General features: G+C 60.9%; 15 protein-coding genes. 10 read left to right on the top strand and 5 right to left on the bottom strand.

What is annotated here, in order from left to right; translation table 11 throughout:
* Positions 1-100: 100 nt before the first annotated feature.
* From rho to CO655_RS01780, 6 genes are all read left to right on the top strand, one after another.
* On the top strand, positions 101-1,366 hold the full coding sequence (gene rho, locus CO655_RS01805) for a transcription termination factor Rho (protein ID WP_003571435.1): 1,266 nt from the start codon (positions 101-103) through the stop codon (positions 1,364-1,366).
* A 102-nt stretch (positions 1,367-1,468) separates the two neighbouring features.
* The gene (gene mnmE, locus CO655_RS01800) at positions 1,469-2,788 is read left to right on the top strand and encodes a tRNA uridine-5-carboxymethylaminomethyl(34) synthesis GTPase MnmE (protein ID WP_097663598.1); all 1,320 of its coding nucleotides are present in this window, start codon (positions 1,469-1,471) and stop codon (positions 2,786-2,788) included.
* Between the two features lie 67 nt (positions 2,789-2,855).
* A complete protein-coding gene (mnmG, locus tag CO655_RS01795) occupies positions 2,856-4,733 on the top strand; it encodes a tRNA uridine-5-carboxymethylaminomethyl(34) synthesis enzyme MnmG (RefSeq protein ID WP_097663597.1) in 1,878 nt (625 codons plus the stop codon).
* Between the two features lie 24 nt (positions 4,734-4,757).
* On the top strand, positions 4,758-5,375 hold the full coding sequence (gene rsmG, locus CO655_RS01790; RefSeq protein ID WP_097663595.1) for a 16S rRNA (guanine(527)-N(7))-methyltransferase RsmG: 618 nt from the start codon (positions 4,758-4,760) through the stop codon (positions 5,373-5,375).
* 19 nt (positions 5,376-5,394) lie between these two features.
* Positions 5,395-6,189 (top strand): ParA family protein, encoded by a 795-nt coding sequence (locus CO655_RS01785; RefSeq protein ID WP_038692104.1) that lies wholly within the window; start codon positions 5,395-5,397, stop codon positions 6,187-6,189.
* Between the two features lie 31 nt (positions 6,190-6,220).
* Positions 6,221-7,102, top strand: coding sequence for a ParB/RepB/Spo0J family partition protein (locus CO655_RS01780; RefSeq protein ID WP_097663594.1), 882 nt, complete (start codon positions 6,221-6,223; stop codon positions 7,100-7,102).
* Here the strand turns inward: CO655_RS01780 and holA are convergent, their stop codons facing one another.
* Genes holA through leuS form a run of 3 tightly spaced genes read right to left on the bottom strand, consistent with a single transcriptional unit; the run spans position 7,103 to position 11,295 of the window.
* Positions 7,103-8,143 (bottom strand): DNA polymerase III subunit delta, encoded by a 1,041-nt coding sequence (gene holA / locus CO655_RS01775; protein ID WP_097663593.1) that lies wholly within the window; start codon positions 8,141-8,143, stop codon positions 7,103-7,105.
* 10 nt (positions 8,144-8,153) lie between these two features.
* Positions 8,154-8,675 (bottom strand): LPS assembly lipoprotein LptE, encoded by a 522-nt coding sequence (gene lptE / locus CO655_RS01770; RefSeq protein ID WP_097663592.1) that lies wholly within the window; start codon positions 8,673-8,675, stop codon positions 8,154-8,156.
* The gene (gene leuS, locus CO655_RS01765; protein WP_097605799.1) at positions 8,665-11,295 is read right to left on the bottom strand and encodes a leucine--tRNA ligase; all 2,631 of its coding nucleotides are present in this window, start codon (positions 11,293-11,295) and stop codon (positions 8,665-8,667) included. Before leuS ends, lptE begins: the two co-directional genes overlap by 11 nt.
* A gap of 201 nt (positions 11,296-11,496) precedes the next feature.
* Between leuS and CO655_RS01760 the strand changes: the two genes are divergently transcribed.
* From CO655_RS01760 to CO655_RS01750, 3 genes are all read left to right on the top strand, one after another.
* Positions 11,497-12,156 (top strand): YggS family pyridoxal phosphate-dependent enzyme, encoded by a 660-nt coding sequence (locus CO655_RS01760; protein WP_010029890.1) that lies wholly within the window; start codon positions 11,497-11,499, stop codon positions 12,154-12,156.
* Between the two features lie 82 nt (positions 12,157-12,238).
* Positions 12,239-14,149, top strand: coding sequence for a propionyl-CoA synthetase (locus CO655_RS01755; RefSeq protein WP_097663591.1), 1,911 nt, complete (start codon positions 12,239-12,241; stop codon positions 14,147-14,149).
* A 256-nt stretch (positions 14,150-14,405) separates the two neighbouring features.
* Complete coding sequence (locus CO655_RS01750) at positions 14,406-15,341, top strand: flagellin (RefSeq protein ID WP_010030682.1); 936 nt, start codon at positions 14,406-14,408, stop codon at positions 15,339-15,341.
* 81 nt (positions 15,342-15,422) lie between these two features.
* Here CO655_RS01750 and CO655_RS01745 read toward each other — a convergent pair whose 3' ends face one another.
* Positions 15,423-16,124, bottom strand: coding sequence for a DUF1013 domain-containing protein (locus tag CO655_RS01745; protein ID WP_064686261.1), 702 nt, complete (start codon positions 16,122-16,124; stop codon positions 15,423-15,425).
* Positions 16,125-16,353: 229 nt separating this feature from the next.
* Between CO655_RS01745 and acs the strand changes: the two genes are divergently transcribed.
* Entirely contained in the window at positions 16,354-18,309 is a 1,956-nt protein-coding gene (gene acs / locus CO655_RS01740) for an acetate--CoA ligase (RefSeq protein ID WP_097663590.1), read from the top strand.
* Positions 18,310-18,418: 109 nt separating this feature from the next.
* Here acs and CO655_RS01735 read toward each other — a convergent pair whose 3' ends face one another.
* Positions 18,419-18,643: a DUF1674 domain-containing protein gene (locus CO655_RS01735; protein WP_010027923.1), complete on the bottom strand. Its 225-nt coding sequence runs from the start codon at positions 18,641-18,643 to the stop codon at positions 18,419-18,421.
* Positions 18,644-18,668 lie beyond the last annotated feature (25 nt).

The raw sequence follows: 18,668 nt of genomic DNA, 5'->3' as shown, positions 1-18,668 counted from the left end.
TGTGTGAAGAGTTCAGTCGTCTGCGAGCCCCTTTCGCAGTACCGAATACGACCCAACATCGCCTTTCCCCTTCGAAAATGAAAAGAGTATTGGTCACTTCATGGCTGAAATGAAGCTTCAGGAACTTAAGAGCAAATCCCCGACGGATCTTCTGGCTTTTGCCGAATCGCTCGAGGTCGAGAATGCAAGCACGATGCGCAAACAGGAATTGATGTTTGCGATCCTCAAGATGCTGGCCAGCCAGGATGTGGAGATCATCGGCGAAGGGGTGGTCGAAGTGCTGCAGGACGGCTTCGGCTTCCTGCGCTCGGCCAACGCCAACTACCTGCCCGGCCCTGACGATATTTATATCTCGCCGTCGCAGATCCGCCGTTTCTCTTTGAAGACAGGCGACACGGTCGAGGGACCGATCCGTGGACCGAAGGAAGGCGAGCGCTATTTCGCGCTGCTGAAGGTCAACACCATCAATTTCGACGATCCGGAAAAGATCCGTCACAAGGTTCATTTCGACAATCTGACACCGCTCTATCCGAATGAGCGCTTCAAGATGGAACTCGACATTCCGACCTCCAAGGATCTGTCACCCCGCGTGATCGATCTGGTGGCGCCGCTCGGCAAGGGCCAGCGCGGATTGATCGTCGCGCCGCCGCGCACCGGTAAGACCGTCCTTCTGCAAAACATCGCCCATTCGATCACGGCCAACCACCCGGAATGCTATCTCATCGTCCTTCTGATCGACGAACGTCCGGAGGAAGTGACGGACATGCAGCGTTCCGTCCGCGGCGAGGTCATTTCCTCCACCTTCGACGAACCGGCGGTGCGTCACGTCCAGGTGGCCGAAATGGTCATCGAAAAGGCCAAGCGTCTCGTCGAGCATGGCCGCGACGTCGTCATCCTGCTCGATTCGATCACACGCCTCGGGCGCGCCTACAACACGGTCGTCCCCTCCTCCGGCAAGGTGCTGACGGGTGGTGTCGACGCCAACGCGCTGCAACGGCCGAAGCGCTTCTTCGGCGCCGCGCGCAACATCGAAGAAGGTGGTTCTCTGACCATCATCGCAACGGCGCTGATCGATACCGGCAGCCGCATGGACGAAGTGATCTTCGAAGAGTTCAAGGGTACCGGCAACTCGGAAATCGTCCTCGACCGCAAGGTCGCCGACAAGCGCATCTTCCCGGCGATGGACATCCTCAAGTCCGGCACGCGTAAGGAAGACCTGCTCGTTCCACGCCAGGATCTGCAGAAGATCTTCGTTCTTCGCCGTATCCTCGCTCCAATGGGCACCACCGATGCGATCGAATTCCTGATCGACAAGCTGAAGCAGACGAAGAACAATTCTGATTTCTTCGACTCGATGAACACCTAATCCTTAGCCGGATTCATCTTTTGAGAGCTGGCGCATCGCCTCGATGTCGCCAGCTTTTTATTTGAGAGGAATCGATTCGGATTCGAACTGACAAGCGGACGCATGGCCATGGTGGATGATACGATTTATGCGCTGTCGAGCGGCGCTCCGCCCTCGGGTGTTTCGGTCATTCGAATCAGCGGTCCGTTGACCAGAGAACTGCTAACCAGGCTGGTCGGGTCAGTGCCGGCTGATCGGCTGGCTTCCTACCGAACGATTCGGGCACGTAACAATCAGCCGATCGATAGCGGTCTGGTGCTGTTTTTCCCCGCTCCAAACTCGTTTACCGGTGAAGATGTCGCCGAGCTGCAGATCCATGGCAGCAAGGCCGTCCTGGCAGCGCTGTTTCAGGTGCTGGGTGATACTCCCGGTGTTCGTATGGCGATTGAAGGCGAGTTTTCCCGACGCGCTTTCGAAAACGGCAAGCTTGATCTGGTCGAGGTCGAGGGCCTGGCCGATCTCATCGGGGCTGAGACCGAGATGCAGCGCCGCCTGGCCGTGGAACACAGCGCTGGTGGCGTCTCGGCAGTATATGATTCGTGGGCGGAACGATTGACCCGCGCGCGCGCCTTGATCGAAGCGGAACTCGATTTTGCCGACGAGGATGATGTCCCGGGATCGGTGTCGGATATGGTCTGGGCTGATATGGATCGCCTTCGCAATGATATCCGCCATCATCTCGACGCGGCTTCGGCAGGCGAGATTATCAGGGACGGCTTTAAGGTGGTCATCGCCGGCGCGCCGAATGCAGGAAAATCGAGCCTGCTGAATGCTCTCGCCCGACGTGACGTCGCCATCGTCACGGATATTGCCGGAACCACCCGTGACGTCCTGCAGGTCGATCTCGACATTGACGGCTATCTTGTCAAACTCTATGACACGGCCGGTCTGCGTGAGGCGGACGACCGGGTCGAGATGGAAGGCGTGCGGCGGGCGCGGGTTGCGCTTCGCGATGCCGATCTTGTGTTGTTGCTGGTCGATGTGAGCGATCCCGTTATTCCTGCCGACTTGGACCAGGCTTTGCCGCATGTTAGGGTCGGAACGAAGAAGGATCTCATCGAGACTGGCTCCGATCGATATGATCTGCGGATTTCGACGGCAACCGGTGAAGGCCTGCCGGAATTGCGGGCGCTGATCGGGCGCGTCGTCAAAGAGCGGTTTGATGGCCTGTCTATGGCGATCCCGAGCCGACAGCGGCATAAGGATTCGCTGGCGAAATGTTTGGCAGCGCTCGATGCGGCAATCTCGCAGAGCGAGACGAATCTCGAACTGCGCACGGAGCAGCTTCGCCTGGCGGCTGAGTATTTGGGACGGATTACCGGGCGGGTTGATGTCGAGCAGCTGCTCGATGTGATCTTCTCGGAGTTTTGTATCGGCAAATGATTCACGTGAAACCTTCTTGAGGCTGTCGCCCGAGTTCACGTGAAACCCCGCCGAGTTGGAGTTTGAGATGACCGGCAATGTCTATGATGTGATTGTGATCGGCGGCGGCCATGCGGGCACGGAGGCTGCCAGTGCAGCTGCGCGCCTCGGGGCGAAAACCGCCTTGGTCACCCACAGGCGAGACACGATTGGTGTCATGTCCTGCAATCCAGCGATTGGCGGGCTTGGCAAGGGACATCTGGTCCGCGAGATCGACGCGATGGACGGTCTGATGGGCCGGGTCGCCGATCTAGCCGGTATCCAGTTCAGAATGCTGAACCGGAAGAAGGGTGCGGCCGTCCGCGGTCCGCGAACGCAGGCGGATCGCAAGCTGTATCGACTGGCGATGCTGGCGGCGATCGAAGCGACACCAGGCTTGGATATCGTCGAAGGTGACGCATTCGATCTCGACGTCGTCGATAACCGTGTTGCCGGCGTGATCATGAAGGATGGCCGGCGGCTGAAAGCGCCGGCAGTCGTGTTGACGACCGGCACCTTTCTGCGCGGGCTGATCCATATCGGTTCGGAAAAGACACCCGCCGGCCGTGTCGGCGAACCCCCTTCGCTCGGGCTGTCGGCGACTCTGGCGCGGCTGGGGCTGCGCCTCGGGCGATTGAAGACGGGCACGCCGGCCCGGCTGGACGGCAAGACGATCGACTGGCAGTCTGTCGGTCGGCAGGGTGCGGACGAGGATCTCGTGCCCTTTTCCTTCATGACGGATTCGATCACGACGCGGCAGATCGAATGTGGCGTTACCCGGACGACCGAAGCGACACACCGGATCATCGTAGACAATATCAAGCGTTCGGCCATGTATTCCGGGCAAATCGAAGGTGTCGGGCCGCGTTACTGCCCATCCATCGAGGACAAGCTGGTCAAGTTCGGCGAACGCGACGGCCATCAGGTCTTTCTCGAGCCCGAGGGCCTCGACGACGATACGGTTTATCCGAATGGCATTTCGACGTCGCTGCCGGCCGAGGTCCAGGCGGAATTCATCAAGACCATTCCCGGACTCGAGACGGCGCGGATCCTCCAGCCGGGTTATGCCATCGAGTATGATCATGTCGACCCGCGGGAGCTGACGCCATCGCTTGAAGTCAAGCGGCTCAGAGGCCTGTTTCTCGCCGGCCAGATCAACGGGACCACCGGTTATGAGGAAGCAGCGGCGCAGGGGCTGGCGGCGGGCTTGAATGCTGCACTGCGAAGCACCGATTCGGATCCGTTCCATTTTAGCCGGGCGAATTCTTACATTGGGGTTATGATCGATGACCTCACGTCGCGAGGCGTTACGGAACCGTATCGGATGTTTACGTCGCGCGCGGAGTATCGTCTGACTCTGCGGGCCGATAATGCCGATGTTCGGTTGACACCGCTGGGCATGCGGCTTGGCTGCGTCAGCAGCGCGCGCGCGCGGCGATTCACGGCCTATCAAGCGGAAGTCGACGCCGGGCGCGCCCAACTGATGTCGCTGACGGTGACTCCCAATGAAGCGCGGCGCGCCGGCCTGAACATCAATCTGGATGGTCAGCGCCGGACGGCCTATGATTTGTTGTCCTACCCGGATTACGACTTTGCCGCCCTCCGGCAGGTCTGGCCGGATGCCCTCGGCGCGATCCGACCGACGGTTGCCGAGGCGTTGGAGATCGAAGCGGGCTACTCCGTCTATCTCGACCGGCAGGCGGCGGCCATTGCCGACCAGCAGCGCGACGAGGAGCGGCGTATCCCTGATGATTTCGACTATTCTGCGCTTTCCGGCTTGTCGAACGAGCTCAAGACGAAGCTTAGTGCGGCCCGCCCGTTCAACGTCGCGCAGGCAGCCATTGTCGAGGGCATGACGCCGGCCGCTATCGCGCTGTTGCTGGTGCATTTGCGCCGGCGGAGCGGTGCAGAGCGTCAAACTGCCTAACACAAGATTTGAGAGTCTTTGAGAATGGAATTGAACGGTTTGCGTGTTTCACGTGAAACACAGGCACGACTCCAGCAGTTTGCGGCACTCTTTCAGAAATGGGCAAAGGCCATCAATCTCGTAGCGCCATCGACGCTCGATGATCTGTGGCGGCGTCATATCGCTGACAGCAGCCAGATTTTCCAGATTTACCCCGAGCCGGTTCGCTGGGTCGATCTCGGCAGCGGCGGCGGCTTTCCCGGCGTGATCACTGCGATCTTCCTGGCGGAACTGCAGGATGGATGGGTGCATCTTGTCGAAAGCAACCACAAAAAGGCAGCATTTTTGCGAACCGCACTGCGGGAGACAAATGCACGCGGGAGCGTTCATGCCATTCGAATCGAGGATGCCCATGCCGAGATCGGCGATTGTGATGCGATTTCAGCCAGAGCCCTCGCCGACCTCGACGGGCTGATCGGCTATGCAGCGCCTTGGATGCTTGGCAAGGAAAATTGTCGTGGGTTTTTTCATAAAGGCCGGGATTACCTGAGGGAAATCGACGAAGCACGTGGCCGGTGGGAATTCGATCTGTTAGAACATAAGAGCGCCGTCGAGCAGGAATCTGTTATTTTGGAAATATCGAATCTCCGGCGCTTGGTTTAACAGATCGGATATTGCGGCAATGGCTGGCGAACGACATCGGATAATCACCATCGCAAATCAGAAGGGTGGCGTTGGCAAAACGACCACCGCCATCAACCTGGCAACAGCGCTGGCCGCTATCGGCGAGCGCGTCCTGATCGTGGATCTCGATCCGCAGGGCAACGCCAGCACCGGCCTCGGCATCGACCGTCGCGATCGCAAACTTTCCTCCTACGACCTGATGGTCGGAGAGCGCGGGATCAGCGAGGTGACGCTGGAAACTGCGGTTCCCAACCTCTTCATCGTGCCGTCGACCATGGATCTGCTCGGCATCGAGATGGAGATCTCGCAGCAGAGCGATCGTGTCTTTAAATTGCGGAAGGCACTGTCGTCCGCTGAAGCCATGGCGTTTTCCTATATTCTTCTCGATTGCCCGCCTTCGTTCAACCTGCTGACGATGAATGCCATGGCAGCGGCCCATTCGGTGCTGGTGCCGCTGCAGTGCGAATTTTTCGCGCTCGAGGGGCTGAGCCAGCTGCTCGAAACCGTCAGTCAGGTGCGCCGGACGGTCAACCCGCGGCTGGATATCCAGGGCATCGTCCTGACGATGTTCGATGCCCGCAATAATCTTGCCCAACAGGTGGTCAATGATGTGCGCACGCATCTCGGTGAGAAGGTTTACCATACGTTAATTCCGCGCAATGTCCGGGTGTCCGAGGCGCCGTCCTACGGCAAGCCGGCCATTCTCTATGATCTGAAATGCGCGGGCAGCCAGGCCTATCTGCAGCTGGCCTCCGAGGTCATTCAGCGGGAGCGCCAGAGACTAGCTGCGTAAAATCATTTCAGGATGCAGGTGAGTGTAGATCATGAATGACGATATATCGAAAAGGCGATTGGGCCGTGGCCTTGCGGCGCTGATTGGTGAAATGGATCAACCTGTTCCGGTGGAGGCTGAACGAACCGTCAGCGCCGACCGGATGATCCCGATCGAGTTCGTCAGTCGCAACCCCCGCAACCCCCGTCGCTTTTTCGACGACACCGAATTGCACGATCTTGCCAGCTCCATCCGCCAGCACGGCATCGTGCAGCCGATCGTGGTGCGAACGATGGAGCGGGACCGCTATGAAATCATCGCCGGCGAACGGCGGTGGCGCGCAGCGCAGCTTGCCGGCCTGATCGAAATCCCCGTCATTATCCGCGACGTCGACGATAAAACGGCGCTGGAGATCGCCATTGTCGAAAACGTGCAGCGCGCGGATCTCAATCCTCTTGAAGAGGCGTTGGGCTATGAGCAGCTTATCGCGGAATATGGCTATACGCAGAACGATCTTGGCGAAATTATCGGCAAGAGCCGCAGCCATGTCGCCAACTCGCTGCGTTTGCTGAAACTGCCGGATCCGGTTCGCGATCTGCTGGCCGCCGGCAGTCTTTCGGCCGGACATGCGCGTGCGCTGGTGTCGACACCCGATCCGGCAAGCCTTGCCCGCACGATCGTTGCCAAGGGCATGTCGGTGCGTGATGCCGAAAAGCTGGCGCAGAACAATATCAAGGCGCAATCTGAGCCGCAGCAGCCGGCTTTGCGCCGTGATCAAAAGGACTCGGATACGCTGGCGCTGGAACGCACGCTGTCCGATGCCCTCGGACTCGAGGTGTCAATCAATCACAAAACGAGCGGCGGCCAGATCAAAATTTCCTACAAGTCGCTCGAGCAGCTCGAGGAAGTCTGCCGCTTGCTGGAACGGCGATAATCACGCCGACTTGCGACCGGATTGCAGGGTGGTGGAGAGAAGTGTTTGCATCGCAACGCTGTCTTCCAGCACCTGCCGACGCCGGCTCTGAAGAATGGCCGCCTGCAGACGGTTGGATTCACGGGCGATGCTTTCCGCGGACCACTGGCGAAGCGCCTGCTCGAGGATCGGCTTGCGGCGAAAATGCAGATGCCGTCCCATCGTCTGCATCACCTGCGGCACCTGCAAGCGCTTGTCTTCCATCTCTGCACGCATGGTATCCAGAAGCTGGAACTGCTTCAGGCAGGCCTGCAACACGAGAAAGATCGCTGTTTTCGAACTGCTGATCTTTTGCATGGCATGGAGGAAGCCGTTGAGGTCGCCGCCGAGGATGGCGTCGACGGCATCATCAACGGAGATCGCGCTGGCATCGCCGATTATTTCGGTAACGTGATGTTCTTCGACCGTATCGAGGCCGCGGCAGTAAAGGGCGAGCTTGCGCACTTCATTGCGTGAAGCGATACGATCGCCACCGATCAGTGCGATCAGCGCCTGGCGTGCCGCCGGCGTAATACCGAGCTTTTCCGCCCCGAGTTCAGCATCGATCAAGCCGTTCAAGGCGCGGCTGTCGTCGGCATAAGACGGCACCGTCATGACGGCTCGCGCGGCTTCCGCGGTCTTGCGCAGCAGCGATCCCTTTTTCAGATCGCCGGCCTCGACGATCAGATAGGCGGCCTCGAGCGGTTTTTCAGCCAAGAGCGCCAGGGAATCGACAAGGTATTTCTCGTTGGCGGCGCCGCGGATCCAGATGAGTTTTTCGCCGCCGAACAGCCCGATGGATTGGGCCTCGTCAACCAGTCGCCCGGGATCCTTTTGCAGATCGGCGATATCGAGTTTTGTCAGCGAGAAAGGGTCGTCCAGCGCGACGCCGGTCTTGCCGGCGAGCTGGCCGGCGCGCTCGGACACCAGACCCCGATCCGGCCCGTAAATGACGAAAATCCGGTAGTTCCGCGCCGATTTCTGCAGAAAGGTCTCGAACTCGTGGGACTTGATCTCCGCCACCTGTCCGCCCTCAGCGGCTGAGGGCAGCGGCGAGATCGGCCCCTACGAATTCCGCCGTCTGATCGGCAGCGCGGTTCTCGGCATCGCGGATCGCCCTCTGCTTGGCAAATTCCTGCTCGGAGAAATCCACCAGCGCGGTCGCCTGGCGGCTGCCGGCCTTGATGACGCGACCATCGGCGATGGCGCTCAGCGTATAGGTGACGGTGACGGTGACACGACCGGCGCGCGACGTGTCGCCGGATTGCCGCAGGAGCGTATCGGCGACACCCGACGTGGCCCGCAGTTCAACGTGATACTGCGGATTTGCCGCTTCGCCGGCGCCGCGCGACGCCAGGAAGATCAGCCGATTGCGCACCTGTTGTTCGATGCGGCCGGATGCGTCGGAAAAGCCGACCGAGGACAGCTTTTCGGTGACGCCCGAGCTCTCGGAATAAAGCGGCCGGACCTGGCAGGCCGACAGAAATGTCGCGGCGGCAAGGATCATGGCGATGCCGGCATTGCGGGCCAGCTTGCGAGCGATTTCAGACGACAATGTTCACAATCCTTTGGGGAACCACGATGATCTTCTTCGGTGCCTGACCGTTCAGCACATTCTTCACCGCGTCCAGTTCCAGCACGGCGTCGGTGACGGCATTCTGATCCGCATCGCGAGAAATTGTCAATTCGGCGCGCTTCTTGCCGTTGATCTGCACGGGCAGGACAACGTCGTTTTCAACGACGAGCGCTTCGACGAAACGCGGCCAGTCGGTGCGGGCAAGCAGCTCCGTATTGCCAAGCGTGGCCCAGCATTCTTCAGCGAGATGCGGCGTCATCGGGGCGACGAGTTGAATCAGAATCTCGGCCGCGTCACGCACGGCGGCACGATAGGCGATATCGCCCTCCCCTGCCGCAACCCTCGTCAGCGGCGCGGCGAGCGCATTGACGAGCTCGTAGATGCGGGCGACGGCCTTGTTGAACCAGAGCTTGTCGTAGTCGTTCTGAACGGCCTTCAGCGTCTTGTGCGCCGCCTGCGAGATCGCCAGCGCCTCGCCTTCGCTTGCCGGTGCTGCCTCAACGGTCGACAGGACGCCGGCCGCTTCGGAAATCAGCCGCCACAGGCGCTGGGTGAAACGGTGAGCGCCTTCGACACCCGCTTCGGACCAGATGACGTCGCGCTCCGGCGGAGAATCGGACAACACGAAGAAGCGGGCAGTATCGGCGCCATAGGAGGCGATGATATCGTCGGGATCCACGACATTCTTCTTCGATTTCGACATCTTCTCGATCGAGCCGATGGCGACCTCCTCGCCTGTCGCCAAGAGCAGGGCACGGCGTTTGCCGTCGATCTCCTCGATGCGGATATCGGCGGGAGCCACCCATTCACGGCCGGCGCCGGCGTTGCGGCTGTAGGTCTCATGAACCACCATGCCCTGGGTGAACAGACCCTTGAAGGGTTCGCTCGCCGCAACGTGACCGGTCTCGCGCATGGCGCGGGTAAAGAAGCGCGAATAGAGCAGATGCAGGATCGCGTGCTCGATGCCGCCGATATATTGATCGACCGGCAGCCAACGGTTAGCCGCCTCAGGATCGGTCGGCTTGCCCTCCCACGGCGCGGTAAAGCGGGTGAAATACCAGCTCGAATCGACGAAGGTGTCCATCGTATCGGTCTCGCGGCGGGCATCCTTGCCGCAATTCGGGCAGGCGACGTGACGCCAGGTCTGGTGGCGGTCGAGCGGGTTGCCCGGCTGGTCGAAGCTGACGTCGTCCGGCAATTTCACCGGCAGGTCCTTCTTCGGCACCGGCACGACACCGCAGGCATCGCAATGGATGACCGGGATCGGGCAGCCCCAATAGCGCTGGCGCGAAATGCCCCAGTCGCGCAGGCGGAAATTGATCTTCCGCTCAGCCTGGGGCGTATTGCCGAGCGAAGCGGCCGACAGCCGGTCGGCAACGATATTGAAGGCTTCTTCGGTCGTCTTGCCGTCGAGGAAGCGCGAATTGATCATGACGCCATCGCCGTCATAGGCGGTATCGCCGACGGAAAAGCTCGCAGCGTCGCCATCGCTCGGCATGACCACGGGCACGACCGGCAGGCCGTATTTACGGGCGAAATCGAGGTCGCGCTGGTCGCCGGAGGGGCAGCCGAAGATCGCGCCCGTGCCGTAATCCATCAACACGAAATTGGCGATATAGACGGGCAGCTCCCAGGAGGGATCGAGCGGATGGCGCACACGGATGCCGGTGTCCAAGCCCTTCTTTTCGGCGGTCTCGAGTGCTGCGAGCGAAGTGCCGGCGCGGCGGCATTCCTCGCAGAAGGCCTCGATCTCGGCGTTCGTGGCGGCGGCATCCTTGGCCAGCGGATGGTCGGCGGAAATCGCCAGGAAGGAGGCGCCGAACAGCGTATCCGGCCGGGTGGTATAGACGGTAATCTCGGTTTCGCCGGCCGGCGCCGTTTCCGGCACGATCTCCCAGCGAATGGTCATGCCTTCCGAACGGCCGATCCAATTCTTCTGCATCAGGCGAACTTTTTCCGGCCACTGGTCGAGCGTATCCAGCGCGTCCAAGAGGTCCTGGCTGAAATCGGTGATCTTGAAGAACCATTGCGTCAGTTCACGCTGTTCGACCAGCGCGCCGGACCGCCAGCCGCGGCCGTCGATCACCTGTTCGTTGGCGAGCACGGTGTTGTCGACCGGATCCCAATTGACCTTCGACTGCTTGCGGTAGACCAGACCCTTCTCCAGGAAATCCACGAAGAGATGCTGCTGGTGCTGGTAATAGTCGACGTCGCAGGTGGCGAACTCGCGGCTCCAGTCCAGCGAAAGCCCCATGGCCTTCAGCTGCGCCTTCATCGAGGCGATGTTCTGATAGGTCCAGGAGGCGGGGTGGACGCCGCGTTCCATGGCGGCGTTTTCCGCCGGCATGCCGAAGGCGTCCCAACCCATCGGATGCAGCACGTTATAACCGCGGGCACGCTTGTAGCGGGCAACGACATCGCCCATGGCGTAGTTGCGGACATGGCCCATATGGATGCGCCCCGACGGATAGGGGAACATTTCGAGGACGTAATATTTTTCGCGCGGATCGGCGTTGTCGGTCTCGAAGACCTTGTCTTCATTCCATTTCTGCTGCCAGCGGGGCTCGGCATCGCGCGGATTATAACGTTCGGTGGCCATTGTATTCGAAATTCCGGAAAATCAGGGGAGGTTGGTCGAGACCTTCACCATGAAACCACCGTAGCGTCAAGTTTTGCAGGCGCTGCAAGCGTCCGATCTTCATTCCGGCCGGGCGATTTCGCGGCAGCGGGTCTTGGCAAGCACAGAATGGCTGGCTAGTTCATTGCCATCACTCTCATGCTGAAATGTCGAGGCAGAACGATGGAACTTCAAGAGCGCTTGAACGACGTGCGATCGCGGATTGCCGCCGGAGAACGCCAGGCCGGCCGGCCGGCCGGCTCGGTTCGGCTCGTCGCAGTGTCGAAGACATTCGAGGCGGAGGCGATCCGCCCGGCGATCGAAGCCGGACTGCGCATTTTCGGCGAGAACCGGGTGCAGGAAAGCCAAGGCAAATGGCCGGCGCTGAAAGCCGAACATCCCGACATCGAGCTGCATCTGATCGGGCCGCTGCAATCGAACAAGGCGGCGGACGCGGTGGCGCTTTTCGACGTGATCGAGACCGTCGATCGGGAAAAGATTGCCCGCGCCCTTGCCGAGGAGATGAAGCGGCAAGACAGGAGGCCGAGGCTTTACGTCCAGGTCAATACCGGGCTCGAGCCGCAGAAGGCCGGCATCGCGCCTGACGACACGCCGGCTTTCGTCTCGCTTTGCCGTGGCGAGCTCGGTCTTTTGATCGAAGGTCTGATGTGCATTCCGCCGGCCGAGGAAAATCCCGGACCGCATTTTGCCCTGCTGGCAAAGCTCGCGTCGAAATGCGGCGTTGAGAAACTCTCCATGGGCATGTCGGGCGATTACGAGACAGCGATCGCCTTCGGCGCCACCAGCGTCCGCGTCGGATCGGCGATTTTCGGCGCGCGCTGATACGCTGCTTTGGTCGGGCTTCCCGTTCCCCTCCCCTGTGCCTAGATTAACATCGAGGCTTGCATGTCCTGGGGAGGAGCAGATGCAGAACGGCTATCATCAGGCCTATGCGGCCTGGAAACGCGATCCCGAAGCCTTCTGGCGCGAAGCCGCCGCCGAGATCGACTGGTTCAAGCCGCCGGAGCGGGTGTTTTCGCCTGATGACGGTATTTACGGCCGCTGGTTCTCGGGAGCGGAAACCAATACCTGTCACAATTGCCTGGACCGGCATGTGACGGCCGGACGCGGCGGCGAGACGGCCATCATCTTCGACAGCGCCATGACCGGCGAGAAGCGCCGGTTCTCATATGACGAGGTGCTCGGCGAGGTGAAGGCCATCGCCGCGACGCTGCTGGCGCTCGGCATCGGCCGAGGCGATCGCGTCATCCTCTATATGCCGATGCTGCCGCAGGCAGTGTTTTCCATGCTTGCCTGCGCGCGGATCGGTGCCGTCCATTCGGTCGTTTTCGGCGGGTTTGCCGCCAGCGAGCTTGCGGCGCGCATCGACGACAGCGGCGCCAGGCTGGTGATTACCGCGAGCTGCGGGCTCGAGCCCGGTCGCGTCGTCGCCTATAAGCCGCTGGTCGATCAGGCGATCGAGATTGCGCGGGTAAAGCCGGAGCGCTGTCTGGTGCTGCAGCGGCCGCAGCTTCGAGCCGATCTCATCGGCGGCCGCGATGAGGATTTCGAGGCAGCGGTGGCGCGCCATCGCGTCGCCGAGGTGGCCTGTGTTTCCGTCAAGGCGACCGATCCGCTCTACATTCTCTACACCTCCGGTACGACCGGCCAGCCGAAGGGTGTGGTGCGCGACAATGGCGGCCACATGGTCGCGCTCAACTGGTCGATGCGGAATATCTACGGCGTGACGCCGGGCGAGGTCTTCTGGACGGCCTCCGATATCGGCTGGGTCGTCGGCCATTCCTATATCGTCTACGCACCGCTGATATCGGGCGTGACGACCTTGATCTTCGAGGGAAAGCCGGTCGGCACGCCCGATGCCGGCGCATTTTGGCGGGTCGTTGCAGAGCACGACGTGCGCGTGCTCTTCACGGCGCCGACCGCCTTTCGCGCCATCCGACGGGAGGATGGGGACGGCGAACTGATCGCGAACCACAAGATGCCGAACTTGCGGGCGCTGTTTCTTGCCGGCGAGAGGGCGGATCCGGAGACCCTGAAATGGGCCGAACGCATGCTTGCCATCCCCGTCATCGATCACTGGTGGCAGACGGAGACCGGCTGGCCGATCGCCGCAAATCCGCTCGGCCTCGGCGCCCTGCCCGTCAAGCACGGTTCGCCGGCACTGCCGATGCCGGGCTACGAGGTGACGGTGCTCGACGATGCCGGCCATCCGATCGAGGCGGGGACGCTCGGCAATATCGTCATCAAGCTGCCCTTGCCGCCCGGCTGCCTGCCGACCCTCTGGCATGCGGATGATCGTTTCCGATCGGCCTATCTCGACGAGTTCCCCGGTTACTACAAGACCGCCGACGCCGGCTATGTCGACGAAGACGGCTACCTCTTCATCATGTCGCGGACCGACGACATCATCAATTGCGCCGGTCATCGGCTCTCGACAGGTGCGATGGAGGAGGTTTGCGCGCGTCACCCCGATGTCGCCGAATGCGCGGTTATCGGCGTGATCGACGCGCTGAAGGGTCAGGCTCCCTGCGGCTTCCTGGTGCTGAAGCGGCATGTGCAGCGCGAATCGGCGGCGATCGAATCAGAGGTGGTGGCGATGATTCGCGATCAGATCGGGCCTGTCGCCGCCTTCAAAACGGCGATCACCGTCAATCGATTGCCGAAGACGCGGTCGGGCAAGATCCTGCGCGGCACCATGCAGAAAATCGCCGACGGCATACCCTGGAAAATGCCCGCTACCATCGATGATCCGGCGATTCTGGAGGAGATCGCCGAGGCGCTGCGCAAGCGCGGTTTCGGCTCTCTGCCGATGTAAAAATTAAGCATTCGATAAGCCTAATTGAGGAATTGTTAACCATGTTGCGCAAGGATTTGTTAACGGCAATGGCTTGCATAGCAGGCTTTGCATGACGCGGTCGCCGTTACCGGCCTGCTGCATAATTCCCTAAATCGGAATCGATTTAAGGATAAAATCATGCAGCAGTTGAAGTGCTACAGCGTCCTTTGTGCGTCTGAAAAGACGCGCGGCGCTGTAGTCCGGAATGCCCCTTTCTCCGATTGTGGAGCGGATCATGACGAGCATCCTCACCAACAACGCTGCCATGGCAGCGCTGCAGACTTTGCGCGGCGTAAACGATAGCCTCAAGGACACCCAGGGTCGCGTTTCCTCCGGTTATCGTGTCGAGAAGGCCGCCGACAATGCCGCATACTGGTCGATCGCCACGACCATGCGTTCCGACAACCTGGCGCTTTCGGCCGTCTCCGACGCTCTCGGCCTCGGTGCGGCGAAGGTCGATACCGCCTATGCGGCCATGGACAGCGCGCTTGACGTCGTCAGCGAAATCAAGGCGAAGATCGTTGCCGCCACGGAAAAGGGCGTCGACAAGACAAAGATCCAGCAGGAACTCGACCAGCTGCAGGAGCAGCTGCTCAGCATTGCCCAGTCCGCATCCTTCTCCGGCGAAAACTGGGTGGCCGGCGCTTCCGGAACGAAGAGCGTCGTCTCGTCCTTCGTCCGTGACGGCAGCAATGCCGTTTCAGTGAAGATGACCGATTATGTGCTCGATTCAGGCTCGCTCGGCAATGTGCTCTTCGGCATGACCAGCACGGGTGCGATCGAGACGAGCAGCGGTATCATCGGCACCGCCTTCAACGGCACCTATGGCGGCACCGTCATCGTCATGCCGTCGATCTATGATCTCGACATTATCGGTTTCACCCAAGGCCAGCTCGACGCAGCCCTGACCGGGATCGAACTGGTTCTCGGTGCCATGACCGCTGCCGGCTCCGCTCTCGGCTCGATCTCGACGCGCATCCAGCTGCAGGAGAATTTCGTCAGCGGTCTTCACGATTCCATCGACTCGGGCATCGGTCGCCTGGTCGATGCCGATATGGAAGAGGAATCGAGCAGGCTCTCGGCGCTGCAGACGCAGCAGCAGCTCGGCATCCAGTCGCTTTCGATCGCCAATAGCTCGGCACAAAACATCCTCACCCTGTTCCGCAGCTGATGCGGGGAGAGGCGATCCTCAATAAAAAACCCCGCCGGGCGGTTCGCTCGGCGGGGTTTTCCTGATGAGATCGCTGGTATCTCAGTACTGATCTTCTTCGTCCTCGTCCTTCGGAGCCGAGCGCAGCGAGCTCAGCTTGCGGAAGACGGCGTCGGCGTCGATTTCCTTTTCCTCTTCGCGCTCGTAGCTCGGCGTGAGGCGTTCGGTTTCCTGAGCCGATTGCAGCGTCGCGCCAAGCTCGGCGGCCGTCGGCAGCGGCCGGCCCTTGGAGGCCTTTTCCACTTCCATGTCGAGATCGATCTGGCTGCAGAGGCCGAGCGTCACCGGATCCATCGGCGCCAGGTTGGCGGAGTTCCAGTGGGTGCGCTCGCGGATCTGCTCGATCGTCGATTTCGTCGTGCCGACGAGGCGGGAAATCTGCGCGTCCTTCAGCTCCGGATGGTTGCGCACGAGCCAGAGAATGGCGTTCGGGCGGTCCTGACGCTTGGAAACCGGGGTATAACGCGGGCCACGGCGCTTGGATTCCGGCACGCGCACCTTCGGTTCGGAGAGCTTGAGCTTGTGGTTCGGATTGGCTTCGGCGCGGGCAATCTCGTCGCGGGAAAGCTGACCGGTCGAGATCGGATCGAGGCCCTTGATGCCCTGCGCCGCTTCGCCATCGGCAATCGCCTTGACCTCGAGCGGATGCAGTTTGCAGAACTGCGCAATCTGATCGAAAGACAGCGCCGTGTTGTCGACAAGCCAGATGGCGGTCGCCTTCGGCATGAGCAGTGTTTGAGCCATGGATATAGTCCTTCTATCGTCCGCGCCGGTCGCGGTCCGTGGATTGTCACCACAATGTCCGGGAAATATGCCGCTATATAACCGGACTGTCGCAGAATTGCAATTCTTCCGAAATCAAATGACCTTTGTCTAATTGCCGTGGCGATGCGACCTGCTATGAATTGCCCTGATTTGAAGTTCGGGCTCGTAGATCGCTTGGCCCGTCGCATGTCCCATGAGGAGGAGTTCCATGTCGGAGAAGATCCATCCGGTGCCGAAGCCGGTGAAGGCGCGTGCCCTGATCGATAAGGAAAAGTACCTGAAATGGTACGAGGAGAGCGTCGAGAACCCGGACAAGTTCTGGGGCAAACACGGCAAGCGGATCGACTGGTTCAAGCCCTATACCAAGGTCAAGAACACCTCCTTTACCGGCAAGGTCTCGATCAAATGGTTCGAGGACGGCCAGACCAACGTCTCCTACAATTGCATCGACCGCCATCTGAAGACGAATGGCGACCAGGTGGCGATCATCTGGGAAGGCGACAATCCCTATATCGACAAGAAGATCACCTATAACGAGCTCTACGAGCACGTCTGCCGGATGGCGAACGTGTTGAAGAAGCACGGCGTCAAGAAGGGCGATCGCGTCACCATCTATATGCCGATGATCCCCGAGGCGGCTTACGCGATGCTCGCCTGCGCCCGCATCGGCGCGGTTCATTCGGTCGTCTTTGGTGGTTTCTCGCCGGAAGCCCTGGCGGGGCGCATCGTCGACTGCGAATCCACCTTCGTCATCACCTGCGACGAAGGCGTGCGCGGCGGCAAGCCGGTGCCGCTGAAGGACAATACCGATACGGCGATCCACATCGCCGCCCGTCAGCACGTCAATGTCAGCAAAGTGCTGGTCGTGCGCCGCACCGGCGGCAAGACCGGCTGGGCGCCGGGCCGCGACCTCTGGTATCACCAGGAAGTCGCCACGGTGAAGGCCGAATGCCCGCCGGTGAAGATGAAGGCGGAAGATCCGCTGTTCATTCTCTATACCTCAGGCTCGACCGGCAAGCCGAAGGGCGTGCTGCACACGACGGGCGGCTACCTCGTCTACGCATCGATGACGCATGAATATGTCTTCGACTATCATCATGGCGACGTCTACTGGTGCACCGCCGATGTCGGCTGGGTCACCGGCCATTCCTATATCGTCTATGGGCCGCTTTCGAACTGCGCGACGACGCTGATGTTCGAGGGCGTGCCGAATTTCCCGGATCAGGGCCGTTTCTGGGAAGTCATCGACAAGCACAAGGTCAATATCTTCTATACCGCGCCGACGGCGATCCGCTCGCTGATGGGCGCCGGTGACGAATTCGTCACCCGTTCGTCGCGCTCTTCGCTGCGCCTGCTCGGCACGGTCGGCGAGCCGATCAATCCGGAGGCCTGGGAGTGGTATTACAACGTCGTCGGCGACAAACGCTGCCCTGTGATCGATACCTGGTGGCAGACGGAGACCGGCGGCCACATGATCACGCCGCTGCCCGGTGCGACCGACCTGAAACCCGGTTCGGCGACGACGCCGTTCTTCGGCGTCAAGCCTGAGCTGGTCGACAATGAGGGCAAGGTGCTGGAAGGGGCCGCCGACGGCAATCTCTGCATCACCGACAGCTGGCCGGGCCAGATGCGCACCGTCTACGGCGATCACGAGCGTTTCATCCAGACCTATTTCTCCACCTACAAGGGCAAGTACTTCACCGGCGACGGCTGCCGCCGCGACGAGGACGGCTATTACTGGATCACCGGCCGCGTCGACGACGTGCTCAACGTCTCCGGCCACCGGCTGGGCACGGCGGAGGTGGAATCGGCGCTCGTGTCGCACAATCTGGTTTCGGAAGCGGCGGTCGTCGGCTATCCGCATTCGATCAAGGGCCAAGGCATTTATTGCTATGTGACGCTGATGGCCGGCCACGAAGGAACGGACACGCTTCGCCAGGATCTGGTCAAACATGTGCGCGCCGAAATCGGGCCGATCGCCGCGCCGGACAAGATCCAGTTCGCGCCCGGCCTGCCGAAGACCCGCTCGGGCAAGATCATGCGCCGCATCCTGCGCAAGATCGCCGAGGACGATTTCGGCGCGCTCGGCGACACCTCGACACTCGCCGATCCTGCCGTGGTCGACGATCTGATCGCCAACCGACAGAACAAGGCGACCGCCTGACACGCAGAGCCGCTCCCGACCATCCGAGTCCCGGAGCGGCTCACTTTACATTGCTGGCTGATATTGGACGGCCTGCACAAGGCCCGGATTCGGGATCGACAATCCTTGCTTAGAAATCGATCGCCCGGCCATTGATCTCGTAATCGCCGAAGCGGGCCGGCTCGGCTCCGCCGCGGCCGCCGATCTCCGGCGGCAGGTCCAGCGGCTTCTGGTGCTTTCGCCGCTCCTCGGCCTCGGCAAGCGCACGCTGGGCCGCCGGGGACAGCATTTTGCGCGGCGGCTCCGATCCTTCGGCCGTCGGCGATTGGCTATTGTCGTTATCGGCGTCCTGCATGGCTTCTCCTGCCGGAAAACATTGA

The sequence above is a fragment of the Rhizobium sp. M1 genome, from assembly GCF_002531805.1.
GTDB classification, from domain to species: Bacteria; Pseudomonadota; Alphaproteobacteria; order Rhizobiales; family Rhizobiaceae; genus Rhizobium; species Rhizobium etli_C.
The sequence above is the reverse complement of the archived record's forward strand: the minus strand, read 5'-3'. Positions and strand labels throughout refer to the sequence as shown.

Coding starts and splice junctions, on each gene's coding strand:
- rsmG (WP_097663595.1), top strand. CDS start 4,758: ATGGAATTGAACGGTTTGCGTGTTTCACGTGAAACACAGGCACGACTC.
- CO655_RS01750 (WP_010030682.1), top strand. CDS start 14,406: ATGACGAGCATCCTCACCAACAACGCTGCCATGGCAGCGCTGCAGACT.
- CO655_RS01760 (WP_010029890.1), top strand. CDS start 11,497: ATGGAACTTCAAGAGCGCTTGAACGACGTGCGATCGCGGATTGCCGCC.
- CO655_RS01785 (WP_038692104.1), top strand. CDS start 5,395: ATGGCTGGCGAACGACATCGGATAATCACCATCGCAAATCAGAAGGGT.
- CO655_RS01735 (WP_010027923.1), bottom strand. CDS start 18,643: ATGCAGGACGCCGATAACGACAATAGCCAATCGCCGACGGCCGAAGGA.
- acs (WP_097663590.1), top strand. CDS start 16,354: ATGTCGGAGAAGATCCATCCGGTGCCGAAGCCGGTGAAGGCGCGTGCC.
- mnmG (WP_097663597.1), top strand. CDS start 2,856: ATGACCGGCAATGTCTATGATGTGATTGTGATCGGCGGCGGCCATGCG.
- leuS (WP_097605799.1), bottom strand. CDS start 11,295: ATGGCCACCGAACGTTATAATCCGCGCGATGCCGAGCCCCGCTGGCAG.
- CO655_RS01755 (WP_097663591.1), top strand. CDS start 12,239: ATGCAGAACGGCTATCATCAGGCCTATGCGGCCTGGAAACGCGATCCC.
- rho (WP_003571435.1), top strand. CDS start 101: ATGGCTGAAATGAAGCTTCAGGAACTTAAGAGCAAATCCCCGACGGAT.
- CO655_RS01780 (WP_097663594.1), top strand. CDS start 6,221: ATGAATGACGATATATCGAAAAGGCGATTGGGCCGTGGCCTTGCGGCG.
- CO655_RS01745 (WP_064686261.1), bottom strand. CDS start 16,124: ATGGCTCAAACACTGCTCATGCCGAAGGCGACCGCCATCTGGCTTGTC.
- mnmE (WP_097663598.1), top strand. CDS start 1,469: ATGGCCATGGTGGATGATACGATTTATGCGCTGTCGAGCGGCGCTCCG.